The sequence below is a fragment of the Paenibacillus typhae genome, assembly GCF_900099765.1.
In the GTDB taxonomy this organism is placed as follows: Bacteria; Bacillota; Bacilli; order Paenibacillales; family Paenibacillaceae; genus Paenibacillus_AQ; species Paenibacillus_AQ typhae.
The window spans coordinates 1-20,499 of record NZ_FNDX01000042.1; the positions used below are offsets into that span (position 1 = coordinate 1).

Consider the following 20,499-nt stretch of genomic DNA (forward strand, 5'->3'; position numbering starts at 1 on the left):
ATAAATAGTTACCTATATTATACAACATTAACGCGGTGTCGTGTGAAACCAAGATCACATAAAGAAGGCTGTCGAGACTTTCTCGACAGCCTGAAAGCCTGCGGCGATATATGCCGCAGGCTTTCTTACTGTGTTTCCGGGCGGCATTCATGATGTTACCTCAGGTATGAAGCTGTACTGCGCTTTCGTGCTGCTGCATGACTTCCTGTCCCATGCCCCGTTTCAGGCTTATGGAGCCGAGCAAAGTGACCAGCAGGATTGACAAGCCGGAAACTCCGAGCAGGATAGAGGGAGGAACCCGGTCCACCAGCACCCCGTAGAGGATCATTCCTGCCGGAGCGATCGCACCGGAGGCTGTCTCAACGACGGCAAATACTCTTCCGAGATAGGCAGACTCAACCGTCTGCTGAAGATACACCTGAACCGGTATATTGATATTCATTACGGTGGAGCCGACCATAAACAGTATAGCCATCAGATAGATAGAAGTACCGGTACGGCTTAAATCAGCGATCAGCGGCAAGGCCAGCGCAAGGAACAGCATTCCGAGCACAAGCAGGCCGCGTATCAATGAGCTGGTCGGACTGCTGCTCTGGCGGCGGACGGTCAGCAGCAGCGACATCGCCAGCATGCCTGCAGCGAGCATCGCATTAATGGTGCCGTATTGTCCGGAGCTGAGGGCAAGCGTCTGAACAACGGCATAAGGCAGGATTACATTCAGAGAAACGACGAAAAAGTTGACCCAAAAGACGATAATGATAACGGAGCGGATGACGGGCTTTTTAAAGACGTAGGATATCCCGCCGGCCAGACTGCTGCGGAACTCTGCCAGCACAGTGCCGCCAGCGGAATTATCCGGCAGCAGCTGGTGCGCGTGATGCGAATCTGCAGAGACTGCGGCCGGTTTGAACTTGAGGCCAAAGCTCATGAGGGTAGAGACGGCAAAGCCTGCAGCATTCAGCAGCAGAAACAGCTCCAGCGGTACGGTGGCGTACAGCATGCCGCCCAGAACAGGCGCGAGCAGGCCGCCAATGGAGCCGGCGATCTGATTGAGCGACCCGGCACGCTGGAGCGAATCTGCCTCTACAAGCTGGAGCAGGGAAGAGGAGACGGCAATGCCGTAAAAGGTGGAACAGACGGAGAGCAGAACGAGGGTTACGAAAACAGGCAGCAATGTGACTCCGTTCAGCGAGACGGCCAGATAAGCCAGCAGCAGCGTTAATACGGCGCCGAGGTCAGAGTAAATCAGCAGCCGGCGGCGGTTCATCCGGTCCGCCATTACCCCGGCAAAGGGAGCGAGCACAATCCGCGGCAGCATTCCGCAGACCATCGTAACGGCGAAGCTGCTCCCTGAGCCTGTGAGCTTCAGGATATACAGCCCCACTACAAAAGTGTACATACCGGAGCCGAGAATTGAAGCGAGCTTGGCTGTAAAGAACAGCAGCATATTCCGGTTGCCTGGAGCAGCCCATAGGTTTTTCTGCTTTACCATAAACAGCACTCCTTATAATCGAAGTTAAATATTGTTAAACATATTCTATGTGCGGCGGCATAGAAATGCAATGAAAAGTTTAATTTAATTAAACTTTATTTTTTCTTACCGGGAAATTAAGTTATACTGGTAGAAAGACAGACAGAAGGATGGCTAAACAGATGACAAGTAAACAGACTATCGGAGATAAAATAAAAGCATTACGCCAATCCAAAGGCCTTACACAGAGCGAGCTGGCCGGTGAAGCGATGACCAAAAGCATGCTCAGCCAGATTGAGAACGGCCGTGCTATGCCTTCTATGCGCAGCCTTCAGCTTCTGGCAGAGCGTCTTGGAGTAGACGCCGGTTACTTCCTGGAGGATGACCAGGGGGCCGAGCTGGCCCGGCTGGTACGCGACATTGAAGTCCAGTTCAAGCAGAAAAACTATAAAGCGGTTGTCTCCAGAGTGAAGCCGCTTCTGGATGCAAAGCTCCCGGTGACGGTCGATGCCGCCCGGCTGATGGAGTTCTATGTGGCTGCCTGCTATTATACGGGGAGTGCAGGAGGGGAAGAGGCGGTCACAAGGGCTGCAGAGATCTACGAACGGTTCGGATTGTTTGTGGAGAGCGCCAAAGTCCAGTATCTGACCTACGCGCTGCTGTTTACACAAGGCAGGTATGAAGAGAGTCTTGCGCTTATTTTAGGTGTCAGGAAAGAATATATGAGCAAAAAAGTCGGCAACAATTTTCTGTTCGAGCTGGACCTCCATTACGCAGAGAGCGTTACTCTATCCGCGCTGGGAGATTACAGCGGGAGCCGGAAAGCGGCACTGGATGCCATTGCACTGTCACGCGAAGAAGGCGTATATTATTTGACAGACCATTTGTACCGTGTGTTATCCAATCTTGCCCTCATGGCCGGAAACCTGGAGGAAGCGGGACATTACCTGGAGAAATCGCGGCTGTATGTAGAGCTGTCAGAGGACAGATTGTCAGTACAGCTGCTGAAGCTGGCCCAGATGAGGCAGGCGAATGCGGAGCAGCGGTATGAGGATGCTCTGCGGATCGGAGAAGAGTTTCAGGCAGAAGGGGACAGGTATGTATCCAGCCGCAGCCTGGCTGCGGGAACAGCCCTGTATTATCTGGGGAGGGATGAGGAGGCGCTGGAGCTGTTATCCAGAGTTACCCTTACCGATGATGTCCACCATCCGCTGGACCGCGCGGCCGTATTCACTTCCTACGCCTATAAGGCCAGAATCTATGCCAGAGCAGGGAAGCTGGAGGAAGCACGCCAGCAGTCAGAGATTGCTTATGAGCGTGTACAGAACTATCCGCCTTCCATATTTTGCACGTTCATCCGGGATACTTACCATGAGCTGCACCGGTAGTAACTTATTTATCAATCTCGCCGGCAATGCTATAATAACTAAAATTCAATTTATCGGGGGAACTGGAATGTGGAAGGAATTTAAAAGCTTTGCGATCAAAGGAAACGTGCTTGATCTGGCAGTTGCCGTAGTCATCGGTGCTGCCTTCGGCAAAATTGTCTCCTCACTGGTTGCCGACATTATTGTGCCTCTTGTAGGCTTGCTCAGCGGCGGAATCAACCTGGAAAAGCTGACCTTTACCTATCTTGATGCCGAGGTGAAATACGGGATATTCCTGCAGAGCGTCGTGGATTTCTTTATTATTTCGTTCTCGATTTTTATGGTAGTCAAGGTGGCCAACCGGTTCAAGCAGAAGGAAACGGTAAAGGTTGAGGTTGTAGAGACCCCTGCACCTGATCCGGAAATTGCGCTGCTGACGGAAATCCGCGATCTGCTGAAAGCTAACAAGCAGGGGGAAGCATAGACTCTTAGGCGGCATGCAGGCTGTGGCCTAAAGCTATTAAGTGCAGCATGACCCGGCTGCCTGCATGCATGATCTGCTTGCTTTTTTGACCGTATAGTGCTAACTTTATTTTAGTCATTGTTAATGACGTGCAATATTTGATGATACTAATTTCATACTGGTTTGATCCTTCAGGGCAGGGTGTAATTCCCTACCGGCGGTGATGTCACTGTGTATTGGCTGTTACAGCCTGCGCGTGCTTAGTCCGCTACCCGCGTCGTATCCTTTGGATACGGACGGTGGACCCGGTGCAAATCCGGGACCGACAGTATAGTCTGGATGGAAGAAGGAGAGAATAGCGTACTGCCACTGAACGGGCAGGCGCACTGGTGTATTCCCTTATAATATGTGCGAACTTTCACAATCACTGGTGAAGGGGCTTATTTACGCATCATTTTATTTGAATTGCCGGTAAACTCTCGTATATCCCGTCTTGAACTCCGCCTGGAGATTGAGGACGGGTTTTTTGTTTATTCAAGCCTGAAGGCATTTAGCAGAGATTGGAGGCAGATCATGAATATTATGAATGACGAATTTTATATGTCGCTTGCGCTTGATATGGCGGAAAGAGCGCAGGGACAGACCGGCATTAACCCGGTTGTCGGCTGTGTTGTCGTAAAGGACGGAGCTGTGATCGGCCTGGGTACACATCTGCAGCGCGGCACCGGCCATGCTGAGGTGCATGCGCTTAATATGGCTGCGGGAAAAGCACAGGGGAGCACCGCCTATGTGACGCTTGAGCCCTGCAGCCATTACGGTAAAACGCCGCCCTGCAGCCAGCGGCTGATCGACGAGGGGGTTGCGCGGGTCGTCGTTGCCTGTGAAGACCCTAATCCGCAGGTGGCGGGACGGGGCTTTGAGATGCTGCGTGAAGCGGGAATCGATGTTGAAGTCGGACTGCTGAGAAGCCGCGCGCTCAGGCTCAATGAACGGTTCATCAAGTATATATTGACGAAGCAGCCGTTTGTAACCCTGAAGAGCGCAAGCACGCTGGACGGTAAACTTGCTACAAAAACCGGTGACAGCAAGTGGATATCGAACGGACAGGCACGGGAAATTGTACATACGCTGCGGCATCGCCATCAGGGGATTATGGTGGGAGTGGGCACGGTAATTGCTGACAATCCTTCGCTGACTACACGGCTTGAGGTTCCCGGGCTTCATCCGGTGCGCATCGTCATTGACTCCGGCCTGCGGACTCCGCTGGACGCAAACGTCGTCACAGGCGGCGAGGCACCGACGATTATCGTGACGACAACGGCAGCCGATCCCGCTAAAAAAGCAGCGCTGGAAGCGGCGGGCGTTACGGTAATAACCTGCGGCGACGGGCCGCGGGTGGACCTCAAGGCGGCGATGGTTGCGCTTGGTGGGATGGAGATCGGCTCCATTCTGCTCGAAGGCGGAGGAACGCTGAACGGCTCGATGCTGCAAAGCGGGCTGGTTGACCGGGTGGTTCTGTTCTATGCACCGAAGATTGTCGGCGGCGGAGCTGAAGCTCCGGGAACCTTTGATTTTCCGGGCGTGGCACTGATGAAAGAAGCGATCACACTTGAGGGATTGGAAGTTGAGGTCCTCGGGGATAATGTCTGTATCAGCGGCACCCCGGTCCGCTAGGACAGGCGGATGTTTTGGCAAGAAGCACTACCCGATAAAGCTAGTGTTACAGGAGTAATCTTTCAGGAGGGGATCACATGTTCACCGGATTGATTGAGGAGATCGGCATACTTCGCGGTGTCAGCAGCGGCGGGGAGATGATGGTGCTTAATATCGGCGCCTCGCTGATTATGAGTGATCTGAAAATCGGCGACAGTGTGTCTGTGAACGGCGTCTGCCTGACGGCGACCTCGATTAGCGAGCATTCTTTTACCGTGGATGTCATGCCTCAAACCTACCGCAACAGTAACCTGAGGGAGCTGCGCAGCGGGAGCCGGATGAATCTGGAGCGGGCAATGGCCGCCGGCGGCCGTTTTGGCGGGCATATCGTCCAGGGGCATGTGGATGGCACGGGTGAAATCCGCAGCGTCAAGCGTGACCAGAACGCAGTCGTATTCGAGATTACGCCGGACAAGGGATCGTTGTTTAAATACATCATCCCCAAAGGCTCCATTACGCTTGACGGTATCAGTCTGACTGTAGTAAGCACCTCATCCTCGGCCTTCACCGTATCCATCATTCCCCATACGCTCGGTGAAACGGTGCTGAACCATAAGCGCCCCGGCGACAGCATTAATATCGAGTGTGATGTGCTGGGCAAATATGTCGATCATCTTCTGCATTACAGAGGGACCGGCAGCGGGGAAGAAGAGAGCAGCTCCCGGATCAGCCGTGATTTTCTGGCGGCGAACGGGTTTGTATAACAAGCAGAAGCGGCAGCGCCGTCTTAAACCGGGCGGTGTCCGGTTCTGCGGGAAAGATAAGGATAAGTAAAGTAAGTACTTTCTTATCTTCAGACTATTCTGCTTTACAGCGGCAGGTATAGCTGCGTAGAGCTGACAGGAGGACAGGACTATGAGCGAGAACAGCAAGCAAGACAGTGTTTTGAACCGGATTGAAGACGCCATCTATGATCTGATGCGCGGAAAGGTCATTATCGTGGTCGATGACGAGGACCGTGAGAATGAGGGGGATTTCGTTGCCCTGGCTGAACGGGCTACGCCAGAGGTTATCAACTTTATGATTACGGAAGGCCGCGGTCTCGTCTGTGTACCGATTACGGCGGAGCGTGCGGAGGAGCTTGATCTGCAGCCGATGGTTACCCACAACACAGATAACCACGGCACTGCCTTCACCGTATCGGTTGACCATGTCAGTACGACTACCGGTATTTCCGCAGGCGAGCGTTCCCTGACAATCAAAGCGTTGATGGATCCGGATGCGAAGCCGGCTGATTTCCGCAAACCCGGTCATATGTTCCCGCTGATTGCCAAAAAGGGCGGTGTGCTGCGCCGTTCAGGCCATACCGAGGCTGCTGTTGATCTGGCCCGCATGTGCGGATCGTACCCGGCCGGCGTTATCTGTGAGGTGGTCAAGGCGGACGGAACGATGGCCCGTCTGCCCGATCTTGTGGACATTGCGAAGAAGCATGATCTCAAGCTGATCAGCATTCAGGATCTGATTCATTACCGCAATGAGAAGGAGCAGCTGGTCACCCGTGAAGTGTCCGTAAACCTGCCGACGGATTTCGGCACGTTCCAGACTATTGCCTACACGAATGAAGTGGATGACAAGGAGCATGTCGCTCTGGTCAAAGGTGATATTTCCGGCGATGAGCCGGTGCTGGTGCGTGTACACTCCGAATGTCTGACCGGCGATGTCTTCCACTCGCACCGCTGCGACTGCGGCCCGCAATTTGAAGCGGCGCTGCGCCAGATTGAAGCAGCAGGCCGGGGAGTGCTGCTCTATATGCGTCAGGAGGGCAGAGGCATCGGGCTGATCAACAAGCTCCGTGCCTATAAGCTGCAGGAAGAAGGACTGGATACGGTAGATGCCAACCTTAAGCTGGGCTTCCCGGCCGATCTGCGGGATTACGGCATCGGCGCGCAGATTCTCAAGGATCTGGGCGTTCGCCAGATCCGGCTGTTGACCAATAATCCGCGCAAGATCAAGGGGCTTGAGGGCTACGGCCTTGAGGTCGTAGAGCGTGTGCCGATCCAGATGCCGGAGAACAAAGACAACACCGGCTATCTGCATACCAAACAGGCCAAGCTCGGCCATCTGCTGTCTTTTGACAATATTGAACAAAATGAAGATTCCAAAGCTTAACAACACCATAAAATACCAACTTACAAATGAAGGGTTGATGAAGAACAATGCCGAATTATTTTGAAGGACATTTAGTATCTGAAGGATTGCGTTACGGTGTAGTGGTAGGACGTTTCAATGAATTTATTACGAGCAAGCTGCTGTCCGGCGCACTTGATGCATTCAAACGCCACGGGGTTGCTGATGATGAGGTAGATGTGGCCTGGGTTCCGGGCGTATTCGAAATCCCGCTCATCTGCCAGAAGATGGCCGAAAGCGGCAAATACGATGCGGTAATCGCTTTGGGTACAGTGATCCGCGGCTCCACGACACATTATGACTATGTGTGCAATGAAGTCGCCAAGGGTGTAGCAGCCATTAACCTCAAGACAGGCGTTCCGACGATCTTCGGTGTTGTGACTACCGAGAATATCGAACAGGCAATTGAGCGCTCCGGAACGAAAGCGGGCAACAAAGGCTGGGATGCGGCTACCTCGGCAATCGAGATGGCTAACCTCAACAAGCTGTTTAAGTAAGCGGAATAGGCTCTCCCCTCTTGACGGATTAACCGGATTCGTGCTTATTTATATGTATAAGAAGAAAGCATGGACTATAAGAAATCTTTCTACTTGTGTAGCGTCCTTTTAGCGGCGCTGCACTTTACTTTTTTTAGCAGGGGGAAATCGCGTGACTGTATTGTACAAGCTGGAGACGTTCGAAGGTCCGCTCGATCTGCTCTTACACTTAATTGACAAGGCGGAAATCGACATCCAGGACATTCCGGTCAGCGAGATCACCGAGCAGTATATGGAATACCTGCACAGCATGCAGGAGCTTGAGCTGGATATTACGAGCGAATTCCTCGTCATGGCAGCAACGCTGCTGTCGATCAAGAGCAAGCTGCTGCTGCCCAAGCCGCCGGTGATTGAGATTGAAGATTTCGAATATTACGAGGACGACGGGTATGACCCGCGTGCGGAGCTGGTGGAGCGGCTGATCGAATACCGCAAAATCAAAAGCATTGCCGTGCAGCTCATGGATATGGAAAGCGAACGCAGCCTCATATTTACAAAGGAGCCGGAGGATCTGGGTCCCTTTGTGCCGGCCCAGCTTGATCAGACGCTCAAAGGATTGCATACCTCTGATCTGATCGCGGCTTTCCGCAAGGCGCTCAGCAAAGCGGCGAGAAGAACGTCCTATCAGCGTATTACCCGTGATGAAATATCAGTGAAGGACCGGATCCGCGATGTTTCGGAGGCGCTGATGCGCAAGGGAATGGGCGGCCGGCTTCGTTTTTCGGCGCTTTTGCATGAGAGTATGGACCGGCATGAGATTGTTACTACCTTCCTGGCGATTCTTGAGCTGATGAAGATGAAGGCGATCTTCTGCTATCAGGAGAAGCTGTTTGATGACATTGTAATGGAGTGGAGAGGAGGAGAGGACTTCAGTGGACTACAAAACGCTGAAATCAATTATTGAGGGCCTGCTGTTTCTGTCCGGGGATGAGGGGCTGTCCGTCCGGCAAATTGCCGAAATTACCGAGCAGCGTCCGGATCTAGCGACCCGGGCACTGGAGGAACTGAAAGAGGAGTATGTATCCCAGGAGCGGGGGCTGCAGGTCGTGCAGATTGCCGGAAATTACCGGCTGGCTACCCTGCCGGATCACGCCCCATATTTCGAGCGTCTGGCTTACTCGCCGGCACGGTCCTCCCTGTCCCAGGCCGCACTGGAGACACTGGCGATTGTGGCCTACCGCCAGCCGATTACCCGGGTGGAAATCGAAGAGATCCGCGGCGTAAAGTCGGAGAGGGCGATTCATACGCTGAACAACAAGGATTTGATTCATGAGGTGGGACGGGCTGAGGCCGTAGGCCGGCCTATTCTGTACGGAACGACCAAATCGTTCCTGGACAGCTTCGGGCTGGCCAGCCTGAAGGAACTGCCGGAGCCGTCGAATTTTGATGCTTCCGACAGTCTGGAAGAGGAAACCCAGCTGCTGTTCAACAAGCTGGACAGCCAGATGTCATTCGATGATGTGGATGTTGAACAATAAAGCCCTTATACTTCAGTTCTGACAGCCGTTGTCCCGTATGGGGCAGCGGTTTTTTTATGCTGTGCGGCGCGTCAGGGACAGGTTTATGCGGATTATGCGGCCTGTCAGCCTATTTTTACTGCTATTTGCGTCTGTCCGAATGTTTTCCAGTCCACTTTGCCATACTAACCCAAGGATTCTACAAAAAGGCTGCTTGGAGGTAAAACCGTGACTTTATGGCTTGTTATACCCTTAGCCCTGCTGCTGCTGGCAATAGTACTGGTACTGTCTTCCTCTATTCATTTTCACTTCCGTTTAAACCGAATCGGCAAGGATGACCGTGTGGAATTCGATATCAAAGCGCTGTTCGGACTGGTTAAGTTCCATTTTGAGCTGCCAAAAGTGGTCTATGAGGGAATTGCGCGGGGCGTGAAGGTAAAGCTCGAGGAGAGCGGGATCAAGCCAATGCATCAGGAATCGGATTCCGAAGAGCAAATCGACAAAGAGAAGCTACGGGTCTGGAAAGAGGAGCTGAAGGAGGCGCTTAAGGCAACTCAGGGGCTAAAAAAATGGATGAAGGCGCTCTTATCTCATGTCCGGATCACCAGGTTCGACTGGTCGACAGATTTCTCACTGGGCGATGCTGCCTATACGGCTACAGCAACGGGCGTACTGTCCGGCTTGAAATGGGGGCTTGTCGGCTGGATGTCGCAGATGGTAAGACTGCAGCGCAGTCCGCGGATGTTCGTTGTCCCGGTGTTCCGCGATGAGCTGTGTTTTTCTACAGAGGCTGTCTGTACCGGAAAATTAAAGGTTGCTTATGTCCTCTATTCAGGATTGCTGCTGCTGCGGCGTATCGCCAAGGTGGAGGGCGGACTGTCCCGCTGGAAACGTCTGCTTAAACGCGAGGGCTGATTCCGGCTGGACAAGCCTATTCTAAGAAACATCTTACATACAAATGCTGCGCACGGGGGATGATATCACCTGTGAAAGACCTGAGAAGTCTTTATAAGCCAAAGGAGGATATCAACATGAGCGACCATCCGATCCAGGGACTAATGCAGACGGCAATGGAAAATATCAAGGGCATGGTGGATGTCAATACGATTGTCGGAGATCCGGTGGAAACCCCGGATGGCAGTGTCATTCTGCCGATCAGTAAAGTGGCCTTCGGGTTTGCCGCAGGGGGCAGCGACTTCCGGGTAGAGGATGACGGTCCGGGCGTCAACGCTAGCGGCAGCAGCGTCAAAATGCTTCCTTTCGGGGGAGGCAGCGGGGGCGGGGTATCGATCCGTCCGATCGCTTTTCTCGTTGTAGGCAGAGAAGGGGTACATATTGTGCCGCTGGATAACCAGACTCACCTGTTCGAGAAGATCATTGACTCCGCTCCCAACCTGATCGACAAAATCCAGAATATGTTCCAGAACAACAATGGGACGCCGGTCGGAGCAGAAATCGTAGGAAATCCGCCGGTAAAAGCGGCACCGGTTAAAACAGAAGCCGTGCATCCGGGTTCATCGGCCCATTAGAAGGCTAATAACGGAATGTGCCCGTATGGAATGCGGAGCTGCATATCAGGGACACCGCCTGCTTAAGGCGGTGTCCTTTTTTGGAGCTTTGCTTTCTTCGGGGAAGGACATACCTGCCCGGCGTTCAGCATACACTTGTACAGGCAGGAGGATAAGGACAGGTGAACTGATCAAAACCGGAGGATGAACATGAAACCATTAACTGTAATTACTGTGAAGCCGTCGTTAATTCTGATAATGTGCCTGCTGCTCGCAGTGCTCGTCCCGGTGAATCCGGTATCTGCGGAGAATGCTTCTGTTTCGACCCATGCCAGGGCGGCGGCACTCATTGATGTGGAATCCGGAAGGCTCCTGTACAGCAGCCGGGGGGATGAGCCGATGCTGATTGCCAGTCTGACCAAAATCATGACGGCGATCGTGGCGATAGAGAACGGGGATTTGGCTTCCAAAGTGAAGGTGGGCAAAAACGCCTTTGCCAAAGAAGGCTCCTCGCTGTATTTGAAGCAGGGCGAAGAGATGCTGCTGGAAGATATGCTATACGGGCTGATGCTGCGCTCGGGAAATGATGCGGCAACGGCGATCGCTGAGCATGTCGGCGGTTCGGAGCAGGGGTTTGTCTATCTGATGAATGCGAAGGCCGAGGAGCTGGGACTGAAGAATACCCATTTCGCCAATCCGCACGGGCTGGATGCAGAAGGGCATTATTCCAGTGCCAACGATCTGGCTGTGCTGACTGCTTATGCGCTGCATAATCCTGTATTCAAGGAAATTGTGGGGACACAGGAGAAGACGGCTGACAATCCGTATGAGAAATGGGACTACAAATGGGCCAACAAAAATAAAATGCTGCGCCTGTACGAAGGTGCGGACGGAGTGAAGACCGGCTATACAAAAAAAGCGCTGCGCTGCCTGGTCAGCTCCGCTACCCGCGGCGGCCAGCAGCTGGTAGCGGTGACGCTGAATGACGGCAATGACTGGAATGATCATGCCGCGCTGCTTAATTTCGGATTCAATCATTATCCGCTCAAAACCTTAATTGAACGCGGGGAGGGCATCAGCGGGTACAGCTTTGTTACATCCCGCAAATTTGCCTACCCGCTTGGTCAGGGCGAGGAAGCCAGAATAACGACCAAGCTGGTTCTGAATGAGGAGCCGGCCGCCGCCGGGGAGAAGACAGTCCGCGGCAGCAGCTTCGGACTGAAGGGCACTGTGGTGCTGCAGCTCGGAGGCAAGGAGATTGGCCGGGTGCCGGTCTATGAGCCGGACCGGCTCCCGCCGGAGGAATCCATGTACATGAAGCGTTACAGTCCGGCAGGAACAGCTGCATATCCGGCTGATAACTGGCTTCAGGCACTGGGAAGCGCCCTGCGGGCGCTGCTGCAGATGGGAAGATAACAAGAGCACCTGGGAAGAGAGCCGGGTAGGAGGAGGGACCGGGATGATTAACGGGATCTGGCTGGGGATGATCGTGATCGGCTTTGTGTTTGCAGCCGTGAACGGCCGGATGGATGCTTTTACTGCCGCCGTCTTTGACGGAGCCAAGAACGGGGTCACTGTAAGCTTTGGCCTGATTAGCGTACTGGTATTCTGGATGGGGATGATGCGGGTGGCCGAGGATGCGGGCCTGCTTCGCAAAATAGCCCGGCTCCTCGGGCCGGTGGTAGGCTTTCTGTTCCCGGATGTGCCTAAGGGCCATCCGGCGATCGGCTATATTCTGTCTAATATGAGCGCCAATCTTCTTGGGCTGGGCAATGCGGCTACGCCAATGGGGATCAAGGCAATGCAGGAGCTGCAGACGCTGAATCCTGACAAGGAGACAGCGACTCCGGCCATGTGCACCTTGCTGGCGTTAAATACCGCCAGCATTACGCTCATTCCGGCCACGCTGATTGCGATCCGGCTCAATTACGGCTCCGCCGATCCGGCAGGAATTGTCGGGACGACGCTGGCGGCAACCGCCGTAGCTACGCTGGCAGCGATTGGCGCGGACAGGCTGTTCCGCCGGCTGACCCTGCTGCGCAGGCCGCCGAAGCCCCCGGCAGTCAGGACGGGGGATCATGCCGCCGGAGGTTCCGCTGTCCCGCATACCTCGATGAAAGGGTGAGCCTAGCTTGTTACACCTAATCAGCCTCATCTCGGCCTGGGCGATTCCGGTCATGATCACCTTTATCCCGCTATATGCCTTTACACGCAAGGTTCCGGTGTACGAATCCTTTGTAGAAGGAGCCAAAGACGGCTTCGGTACGGCAATCGCCATCATTCCGCATCTGGTCGGCATGCTTGTTGCCATCAGCGTGTTCCGGGCCTCCGGAGCGCTGGATTTCCTCATGGGCTTCATTGCCCCTGCGCTGGAGGGCCTCGGTGTACCGCCGGAGGTGCTGCCGCTTGGGCTGCTTCGTCCGCTGACCGGAACCGGCTCGCTGGCCTATACAACCGATCTGATCCGTGTCCACGGGCCGGATTCCCTGATCGGCATGATTGCATCGACTATTCAGGGGAGCACAGACACCACATTGTATGTGCTGACAGTCTATTTTGGCGCTGTGGGAATCCGCAACGGGCGTTATGCGCTCAAGGTAGGCCTGTTCTCCGATATCATCGGCTTCATTGCCGCCATTGTCGTATGTTTACTGGTCTTCGGCTAAGCCGGGTTTGAATGGTTGAAAATGGGGGTTTGAAATTCGGGAATGGCTGTGTTAGGATTAACGTAATTAAATAATCCTTAAATTCATCGTTTAATGGATTGTTACTGGCCGGGCCAGGCAAAACCTAAACTGATGGTAAAGTATTTGTCTTCTCTTTTTTGGAGGTGGCGATTTCTTTACTAGCGGTTTAGGTTTTTCTTGTTTTCGGGCACCACACTCTTAAAATTACAGAAAGAGGTTATGTTCATGGCTACAGCAAACACAGGATTTCCGAACAATTTTTTGTGGGGCGGCGCTACGGCAGCCAACCAGCTCGAGGGTGGTTTTGATCTGGACGGCAAAGGCTTGTCTACAGCCGATATGATTGCCCATGTGCCGAAGGCACTGCGTAAAGGAGACCACTCGATGGAGATTTCCTCTAGGCGTATTGCCGAAATTCTGGCGGGTGACCTCAGCGAGCGTTTCCCTAAACGTGAAGGGGTGGACTTTTACCACCGTTATAAAGAGGATATTGCCCTGTTTGCCGAAATGGGCTTTAAAGTTTTCCGCATGTCGATCAACTGGGCGCGGATTTTCCCGAACGGGGATGATGCCGAGCCGAACGAAGCTGGCTTGCAGTTCTACGACAATGTGTTCGATGAGCTGCTTAAATATGGTATTGAGCCGCTGGTAACGCTGTCCCATTATGAGACTCCGCTTGGCCTGACCCTGAAATACAACGGATGGGCCAGCCGTGAAGTGATCGGCCTTTATGTAAAATACGCCGAAACCGTGTTTACCCGCTACCGGAACAAGGTAAAGTACTGGCTGACTTTTAACGAAATTAATGTCCTGACAATGAGCCCTTACACCGGCGGAGGCATCCTGTCCGACAAGGTTGAGCACAGGCTGCAGACGATTTATCAGGCGCTGCATCATCAGTTTGTGGCAAGTGCTATGGTAACGAAGCTGGGTCATGAGATCATTCCGGGTTCGCAGATCGGCTGCATGCTGGCCCGCCTTGAATCCTATCCGCATACTTGTAATCCTGAAGATGTCCGCAAAGCCCAGGTGGAGAGCCAGATGAATCTCTTCTTTACCGATGTGCATGCCCGCGGTGAATATCCGAACTACATGAACCGTTATTTTGCCGAAAATAACATCGTGATCGCACGCGAGCCTGGGGACGACGAGATCATAGCAGCTCACACTGTCGATTTCATCTCCTTCAGCTACTACATGACACTTACTGTAACAGCGGGACCGGAAGGTGATGTGACCGGAGGCAATCTGGTCGGCGGCGTCAAAAACCCTTATCTTGAAGCTTCAGACTGGGGCTGGCAGATCGATCCTGTGGGCCTGCGTATTACACTCAACACCCTCTATGACCGTTACCGGAAGCCGCTCTTTATTGTAGAGAATGGGCTGGGCGCCATCGACCGTGTTGAAGCTGACGGCTCGATCCATGATACTTACCGGATCGACTACCTGAAGCAGCATATTATCCAGATGAAAGAAGCAGTAAGGGACGGCGTAGAGCTGATCGGCTACACAGCCTGGGGTCCGATTGACCTGGTGAGCATGTCTACCTCAGAAATGTCCAAGCGTTACGGCTTCATTTATGTCGACCTGGATGATGAGGGCAAGGGGACACTCGCACGCAGCAAAAAGGATTCTTTTGACTGGTACAAACAGGTGATTGAATCGAATGGTGAAGTGTTATAAAACGTTTTCATAATATTGTTGTCATTCTGCAGGCAATGTGATAATATGCATATACGGGAAAACTAAAACTGGATTGTTACTGAACTTTCAGGCAAAACCAGAAGCTGGCATTAAGTATTAAGTGCCTGTTTTGGTTTTGCCTTTTTACTACTCTGACGGCGTAAGGTGATGGAATGAAAATTGAGAAGGTACTCAACAATAATGTCGTGACCGTGCTCGATGCCAACCAGAATGAGCTGGTCATCATGGGACGGGGAATTGCCTTCAAGAAGCATACCGGCGATCGTCTTGATGAGGACAAGATTGAAAAGGTATTCTCACTGGATAACAAAGAAGTCTCACAAAAGCTTATGACGCTGCTGTCGGACATTCCGATTGAATATGTTGAATGCTCCGATGAAGTGATCCGCTATGCGGAGACGGTGCTGGGCGAGAAGCTGCATGACAGTGTGTACATCTCGCTTACGGACCATATCCATTTCGCCATCGACCGGCACCGTCAGGGGCTTCAGCTCAAAAATGCGCTGCTATGGGAGATCAAGAGGATGTACCGCAAGGAATTCTCAATTGGACTTAAGGCGCTGCAAATTATTGAGGACCGGCTTGGCGTATTGCTGCCGGAAGACGAGTGCGCTTTCATCGCAATGCATTTGGTCAACGCCCAGCTGAACGGGGAAATGCGTGAAACGGTCAGCATCACGAATATTGTGAAGGACATCTCAAATATCGTGAGACGCAGCTTTTTGATCGAGCTCGACGAGGAGTCGCTCAGCTATTACCGCTTTCTGACGCATTTGAAGTTTTTTGCCCAGCGGGTGGTTCAGGGCTCACCGGTTGACGACCGGGACAGGGATCATACACTGCACGATCTGGTCCGCGTCCAATATCCGGAAGCCTATGCCTGCGCTGAGAAGATTGCGGATTACACCCGCAAAATTTACAAGCGGAATTTATCAAAAGAAGAAATTTTGTATATGACGATTCACATTGAGCGGATTGTCAGAAACGAAGAAACAACCGAATAAGAGCAAGATGGGATTGTTACTCTAAGCAGGCAAAACCTAAACGCTGGATAGTACATGCGGCCTTATCGCGATACTATGGGTGTTTAGGTTTTTTTTGTTCCAAAACAACTCGGAATTTGAAGGAGCATAAGGATATGGATAAAACAGCATTGTCCAAGGAAATATTGACGCTGGTGGGCGGACAAGAGAATATTGAGCAGGTTACGCACTGCATGACCCGCCTGCGCTTTAACCTGAACGATAACAATAAAGCGGATAAAGCTGCCCTGCAGAAAACGCCTGGCGTTATGGGTGTAATGATCAACGGTGGACAGTTCCAGATCATCATCGGAAATGATGTTCCTGTCGTATATAACGAGCTTGTGAAGAACATGTCGGGAGCTCCTGACGGAAAAGGAAGTCCCGCTTCTGCTGATGTCGGGTCCAAGAAGAAAAAGGGTGTCCTGAGCAGCATTCTTGATTTCATCTCCGGAAGCTTCACTCCGATCCTGCCGGCCATTACCGGTGCGGGTATGATTAAAGGGATCATCGCCCTGCTGGTGGCTGTAGGATGGATGGGTACCACCAGTTCAACCTATGTCATTCTTTCGGCGATCGGTGACGGCGCCTTCTACTTCCTGCCGATTATTCTGGCGGTAAGTGCCGCCCGCAAGCTGGGCAGCAACATGTACATTGGCGCAGCAATCGGTGCTGCCATTCTGCATCCGACGATAACAACACTGCTCGGCTCGGGTGAGCCGGTTACTTTTGCCAGCCTGCCGGTTGTTGCAGCTACTTATTCCTCATCGGTAATTCCAATCATTATAGCGGTATGGCTGGCTTCCTATGTAGAAAAAGCGGTCGATAAAGTTACACATGCCTCACTTAAGCTGATTATTGTACCAACTGTCACTCTGCTCGTAATTGTGCCTCTGACCCTGATTGCTGTTGGACCGATTGGTGTTATCATTGGTAACGGCCTGACCGACGGCATTTCCTGGCTGTTTGATAATACAGGCTTATTTGCAGGCCTCCTGCTGGGCGGTACGATGTCCCTGCTGATCATTACAGGTATGCACTATGCACTGATTCCTATCATGATCGCCTCCATTGCCAGCCTTGGATATGATTACATGATTCCGATTATGATGGTAGCCAACTTTGCCCAGGCCGGTGCAACATTCGGTGTATTCATGAAGACGAAAAACAGCAAGCTGAAGCCGCTGGCGCTATCAACAAGTGTTACTGCGCTGATGGGGATTACCGAGCCGGCAATGTATGGTGTGAATATGCGTTTTAAAAAGCCTTTTATCGCCGCGTTGATCGGCGGTGCTGCCGGCGGAGCATTCCTGAGCCTGTTTAATGTTAAAGCTTATGTAATCGGCGGTCTGGCCGGTCTGTCCGGGATTCCGATGGTGCTTGGCGCAACCTTTATTTACTCGCTGATCGGATTTGCCATTGGTATTGCTGTAGCTGCGATCGTAACGTACATCCTTGGCTTCGAAGACGAGCCAGAAGCTGCTGTGGAAGCGGCCCCGGCTGCACCAGCTGCTGCAAATGCTTCTGCAAACGCTGCTGTGATTGCTGATGCGCTGGAAGCTGAAGCTGCCCGAAAGGTTACCGAAGACATCTACAGCCCGATTAACGGTGAAGTTAAACCGCTCAGTGAAGTGAATGACCCTGCCTTCTCCGAAGAAATTATGGGTAAGGGCTTTGCGATTCAGCCGTCCGAAGGACGGGTAGTATCTCCTGTAAACGGCACCGTGTTCTCTCTGTCTAAGAGCGGGCATGCAATTGGTCTGGTCAGCGACAACGGCGCTGAAATGCTGATTCACATCGGTATTGATACCGTGAAGCTGAAGGGACTGCATTTCTCGCCAAAAGTGACAGCCGGCACCAAAGTATCCGTTGGAGACCTGCTGATGGAGTTCGACAGTGCCGAAATTGAAAAAGCAGGCTACAGCACCATTACACCGGTGATTATCACCAACATTGCCGAGTACAGCTCAATCAAGCCTGCAGGCCGTTCCACAGTGAAGGAGCAGGAGCTGCTCTACACCGTCCAGGCCTAAACTATTCCAATAGAAGAAAGTGAGTGAAGCGGTTATGCAAAAAACATTCAAAATCGTTGATGAAGACGGCATCCACGCCCGCCCGGCCACAGCGCTGGTCAACACAGCTACCAAGTTTAAAGATACCGAGGTGTTCGCCGAAAGCGGCGGCAAGAAGGTTACCCTCAAATCCATTCTCGGCGTGCTGTCGCTCGGCCTGGAGCCCGGCGATACGCTGAGCCTGATTGCCGAAGGCGGCCAGGCTGAGGAAGCACTGAGCGCGCTGCAGGATGTTATGGTTAAGGAAGGGCTGGGAGAGGTTCAGGAGTAGGACTGGCTGAATGCCGCTGCCTCATCACACTGGCCTTATCACAGAGGATGAAAAACTGGTGTACCGGTACCTGCCCTGCAGGTAATCGGGCACCAGTTTTTTTGTGAGCTTCTTTACTTCGGGATTCTCTCCGGGAATCACGTGAATATAGAAGCTGGAGGAACCGGAGAATGAGTTTTTGTAACCAGTGAGTGCTGGCATAGAGGGTGACACTGCCGGTCCGTATAAATGAGTTGGATTTAAACCGCTTACATTCCGTGTTTTCGCCTAGTTGCCGGATCTAGTTGGAAAAAGGACATCTAATTACTCCTGTATTGGCTAAAATGATGCTTTTTCGATGATTTAAGTGTGCTTTTTCCACCTAAATCCCGGATTTGTCTGAAGAAGAGTAAATTAGTTGGCGTTTTTCCACGTAGGTTTGCTGATGCTCCTTTTGACGGGTACTGCGGGTATTAAGCTTGATAGGCGTGCAAGTTAACAATCTAAACTTGTGGAAATCGTTGCTGTTATGTTTTGTGAATTCAATTCAAAGGCAGAGGGAATTTCCGTCTGTCCATTCAGGCTGGCAAGCGCTGCCAAGCTGCTTGCCCTCATTCACTCTCACCCCCCCCGCGGGGTGAGGGTTTGTTTTTGCCTTCAAGCGCAGCGGATGGGCGGGAGTAACGGAGGGGATTTTGGAACTGTAGGAGCGTAGCGTCCGCCTGAAAGCTTTTCGGAGAAAAGCTCGCTACGGAAGCATAGTCAGTCTGCGGATTTCCACCGCGAATGGCGGCATCAAATTTAGAAATCTGCAGACAACAGCGGCCGGAAGTCCAAAACTTCCCGCAGTTACGGCTGCAGCCCATCCGCCTCCCATCCGCAAGATTTTAAGGAAACCAACCCGTCACCCCGCCCTCCCCCCAATCATATGCTATTTCAGCAATACGGAGGGAGGCCGGCATGCGTTGGAATATAAAGGATTTATTCTGCATCATTCCCGCTGTCCGTCGATAAACGGCAAGGGGTTTGATTTTTGGGTAGGGACGGACGGCGGAATTTACGCCGCTCCGCTGTTGACGGACCCGGATTATATCCACATTTGTCTGGAAGGCAATTACGGGGAGGAAGAGGGAATTCCGCGGCTTCCGGGCCGCCGGGAGCAGCTGTTTGCCGCAGGCAGGCTCATTCTGGAGCTGGCTTCACGTTATCATATTTCGCCGCTCATAATCGAGCAGCATAATAATTCATGTCCGGGAGTATTTTTTCCATGGAATGAACTTGTGATTTATCCCGCTGATGGTTATCATTAACCTGAGGTGAGTAGTCGAAAATGGAAAGATTACAGAAAATTTTGGCGCAAGCAGGTGTTGCGTCCAGACGCAAGTGTGAAGAATTGATTTTGGCCGGTAAAGTGGAGGTCAACGGGGAGCTCGTAACTACGCTTGGCACGAAAGTGGACCCCGAACAGGATATTATTAAGGTGGCCGGAAAACTGATCCGGGGCGAAAATAAAATCTACATTATGTTCAACAAGCCCAAGGGTGTCATTACAAGCGCATCCGATGACAAGGGCCGCAAGGTAGTAACGGATTATTTGAAGGGAATCAAGGAGCGGGTATACCCGGTGGGCCGCTTGGACTATGACACAGAAGGGCTTCTGCTGCTGACGAATGATGGAGAGTTTGCGAATCTGCTGACCCATCCGAAGCACCATGTCCCTAAGACGTATCTGGCCACGGTCAAGGGTGTACCGCACGGTACGGCGCTGGACAAGCTGAAGGCCGGCATTAAGCTGGAGGACGGCATGACCGCACCGGCTGAAGTGGAATATAAGGATGTCGATGAGGAAAACAAGGAATCGGTGATCAGCATTACCATCCATGAAGGCCGTAACCGTCAGGTCCGCCGGATGTTTGAAGCGATCTCGCATCCGGTTATCCGGCTCAAGCGGATTTCTTTCGGGGATATTCTGCTGCAGAATCTCAAGCGCGGCTCCTATCGCCATCTGACCAAGGATGAAATTAACCATCTGCAGCAGATTGCCAAGGCGGGAGCACTCAAAGCAAATCAGACCCGTAAAGACACATAACGTTCACAAATTCCTCTCCTAAAACTGTGACAA

General features: G+C 52.4%; 20 protein-coding genes and 1 riboswitch. Of the genes, 19 read left to right on the forward strand and 1 reads right to left on the reverse strand.

Going from position 1 to position 20,499, the window contains the following annotated elements:
• Window positions 1–160: 160 nt before the first annotated feature.
• Window positions 161–1,492, reverse strand: coding sequence for an MFS transporter (locus tag BLR64_RS23720; RefSeq protein WP_090718354.1), 1,332 nt, complete (start codon window positions 1,490–1,492; stop codon window positions 161–163).
• A 161-nt stretch (window positions 1,493–1,653) separates the two neighbouring features.
• On the opposite strand from BLR64_RS23720, the gene BLR64_RS23725 reads away from it, so the two are divergent.
• The 19 genes from BLR64_RS23725 to BLR64_RS23815 all read left to right on the forward strand — a co-directional run bounded on the left by BLR64_RS23725 (window position 1,654) and on the right by BLR64_RS23815 (window position 20,466).
• On the forward strand, window positions 1,654–2,859 hold the full coding sequence (locus tag BLR64_RS23725) for a helix-turn-helix domain-containing protein (protein WP_167360773.1): 1,206 nt from the start codon (window positions 1,654–1,656) through the stop codon (window positions 2,857–2,859).
• Between the two features lie 67 nt (window positions 2,860–2,926).
• Window positions 2,927–3,322, forward strand: a complete 396-nt coding sequence (gene mscL / locus BLR64_RS23730) for a large conductance mechanosensitive channel protein MscL (RefSeq protein ID WP_090718360.1) — start codon at window positions 2,927–2,929, stop codon at window positions 3,320–3,322.
• A gap of 162 nt (window positions 3,323–3,484) precedes the next feature.
• A riboswitch (FMN riboswitch) is annotated at window positions 3,485–3,656 on the forward strand.
• A 218-nt stretch (window positions 3,657–3,874) separates the two neighbouring features.
• Window positions 3,875–4,975, forward strand: a complete 1,101-nt coding sequence (gene ribD, locus BLR64_RS23735; protein WP_090718362.1) for a bifunctional diaminohydroxyphosphoribosylaminopyrimidine deaminase/5-amino-6-(5-phosphoribosylamino)uracil reductase RibD — start codon at window positions 3,875–3,877, stop codon at window positions 4,973–4,975.
• 77 nt (window positions 4,976–5,052) lie between these two features.
• Window positions 5,053–5,718 carry a riboflavin synthase gene (locus BLR64_RS23740; protein WP_090718365.1) on the forward strand — a complete coding sequence of 222 codons (666 nt, stop codon included), beginning with the start codon at window positions 5,053–5,055 and terminating at the stop codon, window positions 5,716–5,718.
• Window positions 5,719–5,869: 151 nt separating this feature from the next.
• Complete coding sequence (locus tag BLR64_RS23745; RefSeq protein WP_090718368.1) at window positions 5,870–7,123, forward strand: bifunctional 3,4-dihydroxy-2-butanone-4-phosphate synthase/GTP cyclohydrolase II; 1,254 nt, start codon at window positions 5,870–5,872, stop codon at window positions 7,121–7,123.
• Window positions 7,124–7,170: 47 nt separating this feature from the next.
• Window positions 7,171–7,638: a 6,7-dimethyl-8-ribityllumazine synthase gene (ribH, locus tag BLR64_RS23750; RefSeq protein WP_039879072.1), complete on the forward strand. Its 468-nt coding sequence runs from the start codon at window positions 7,171–7,173 to the stop codon at window positions 7,636–7,638.
• Window positions 7,639–7,789: 151 nt separating this feature from the next.
• The gene (locus BLR64_RS23755) at window positions 7,790–8,581 is read left to right on the forward strand and encodes a segregation and condensation protein A (RefSeq protein ID WP_090718370.1); all 792 of its coding nucleotides are present in this window, start codon (window positions 7,790–7,792) and stop codon (window positions 8,579–8,581) included.
• Entirely contained in the window at window positions 8,550–9,155 is a 606-nt protein-coding gene (scpB, locus tag BLR64_RS23760; protein ID WP_090718373.1) for an SMC-Scp complex subunit ScpB, read from the forward strand. Before BLR64_RS23755 ends, scpB begins: the two co-directional genes overlap by 32 nt.
• 207 nt (window positions 9,156–9,362) lie before the next feature.
• A complete protein-coding gene (locus BLR64_RS23765) occupies window positions 9,363–10,049 on the forward strand; it encodes a DUF2953 domain-containing protein (RefSeq protein WP_090718375.1) in 687 nt (228 codons plus the stop codon).
• A 116-nt stretch (window positions 10,050–10,165) separates the two neighbouring features.
• Entirely contained in the window at window positions 10,166–10,663 is a 498-nt protein-coding gene (gene ytfJ / locus BLR64_RS23770; RefSeq protein WP_090718378.1) for a GerW family sporulation protein, read from the forward strand.
• A gap of 189 nt (window positions 10,664–10,852) precedes the next feature.
• Window positions 10,853–12,058, forward strand: coding sequence for a D-alanyl-D-alanine carboxypeptidase family protein (locus BLR64_RS23775; RefSeq protein WP_090718461.1), 1,206 nt, complete (start codon window positions 10,853–10,855; stop codon window positions 12,056–12,058).
• 43 nt (window positions 12,059–12,101) lie between these two features.
• Window positions 12,102–12,767 carry a nucleoside recognition domain-containing protein gene (locus BLR64_RS23780; protein ID WP_090718381.1) on the forward strand — a complete coding sequence of 222 codons (666 nt, stop codon included), beginning with the start codon at window positions 12,102–12,104 and terminating at the stop codon, window positions 12,765–12,767.
• A 7-nt stretch (window positions 12,768–12,774) separates the two neighbouring features.
• Entirely contained in the window at window positions 12,775–13,308 is a 534-nt protein-coding gene (locus BLR64_RS23785) for a spore maturation protein (RefSeq protein WP_090718384.1), read from the forward strand.
• A 246-nt stretch (window positions 13,309–13,554) separates the two neighbouring features.
• Window positions 13,555–15,012, forward strand: a complete 1,458-nt coding sequence (locus BLR64_RS23790; protein ID WP_090718386.1) for a glycoside hydrolase family 1 protein — start codon at window positions 13,555–13,557, stop codon at window positions 15,010–15,012.
• A gap of 173 nt (window positions 15,013–15,185) precedes the next feature.
• The gene (licT, locus tag BLR64_RS23795; protein ID WP_090718389.1) at window positions 15,186–16,037 is read left to right on the forward strand and encodes a BglG family transcription antiterminator LicT; all 852 of its coding nucleotides are present in this window, start codon (window positions 15,186–15,188) and stop codon (window positions 16,035–16,037) included.
• 134 nt (window positions 16,038–16,171) lie between these two features.
• Entirely contained in the window at window positions 16,172–18,088 is a 1,917-nt protein-coding gene (locus tag BLR64_RS23800) for a beta-glucoside-specific PTS transporter subunit IIABC (RefSeq protein ID WP_090718392.1), read from the forward strand.
• A 34-nt stretch (window positions 18,089–18,122) separates the two neighbouring features.
• On the forward strand, window positions 18,123–18,398 hold the full coding sequence (locus BLR64_RS23805) for an HPr family phosphocarrier protein (RefSeq protein ID WP_068730014.1): 276 nt from the start codon (window positions 18,123–18,125) through the stop codon (window positions 18,396–18,398).
• Between the two features lie 944 nt (window positions 18,399–19,342).
• Complete coding sequence (locus BLR64_RS23810; protein ID WP_090718395.1) at window positions 19,343–19,687, forward strand: peptidoglycan recognition protein family protein; 345 nt, start codon at window positions 19,343–19,345, stop codon at window positions 19,685–19,687.
• Window positions 19,688–19,707: 20 nt separating this feature from the next.
• Window positions 19,708–20,466: a pseudouridine synthase gene (locus BLR64_RS23815; RefSeq protein ID WP_090718397.1), complete on the forward strand. Its 759-nt coding sequence runs from the start codon at window positions 19,708–19,710 to the stop codon at window positions 20,464–20,466.
• The last annotated feature ends 33 nt before the right edge of the window (window positions 20,467–20,499 follow it).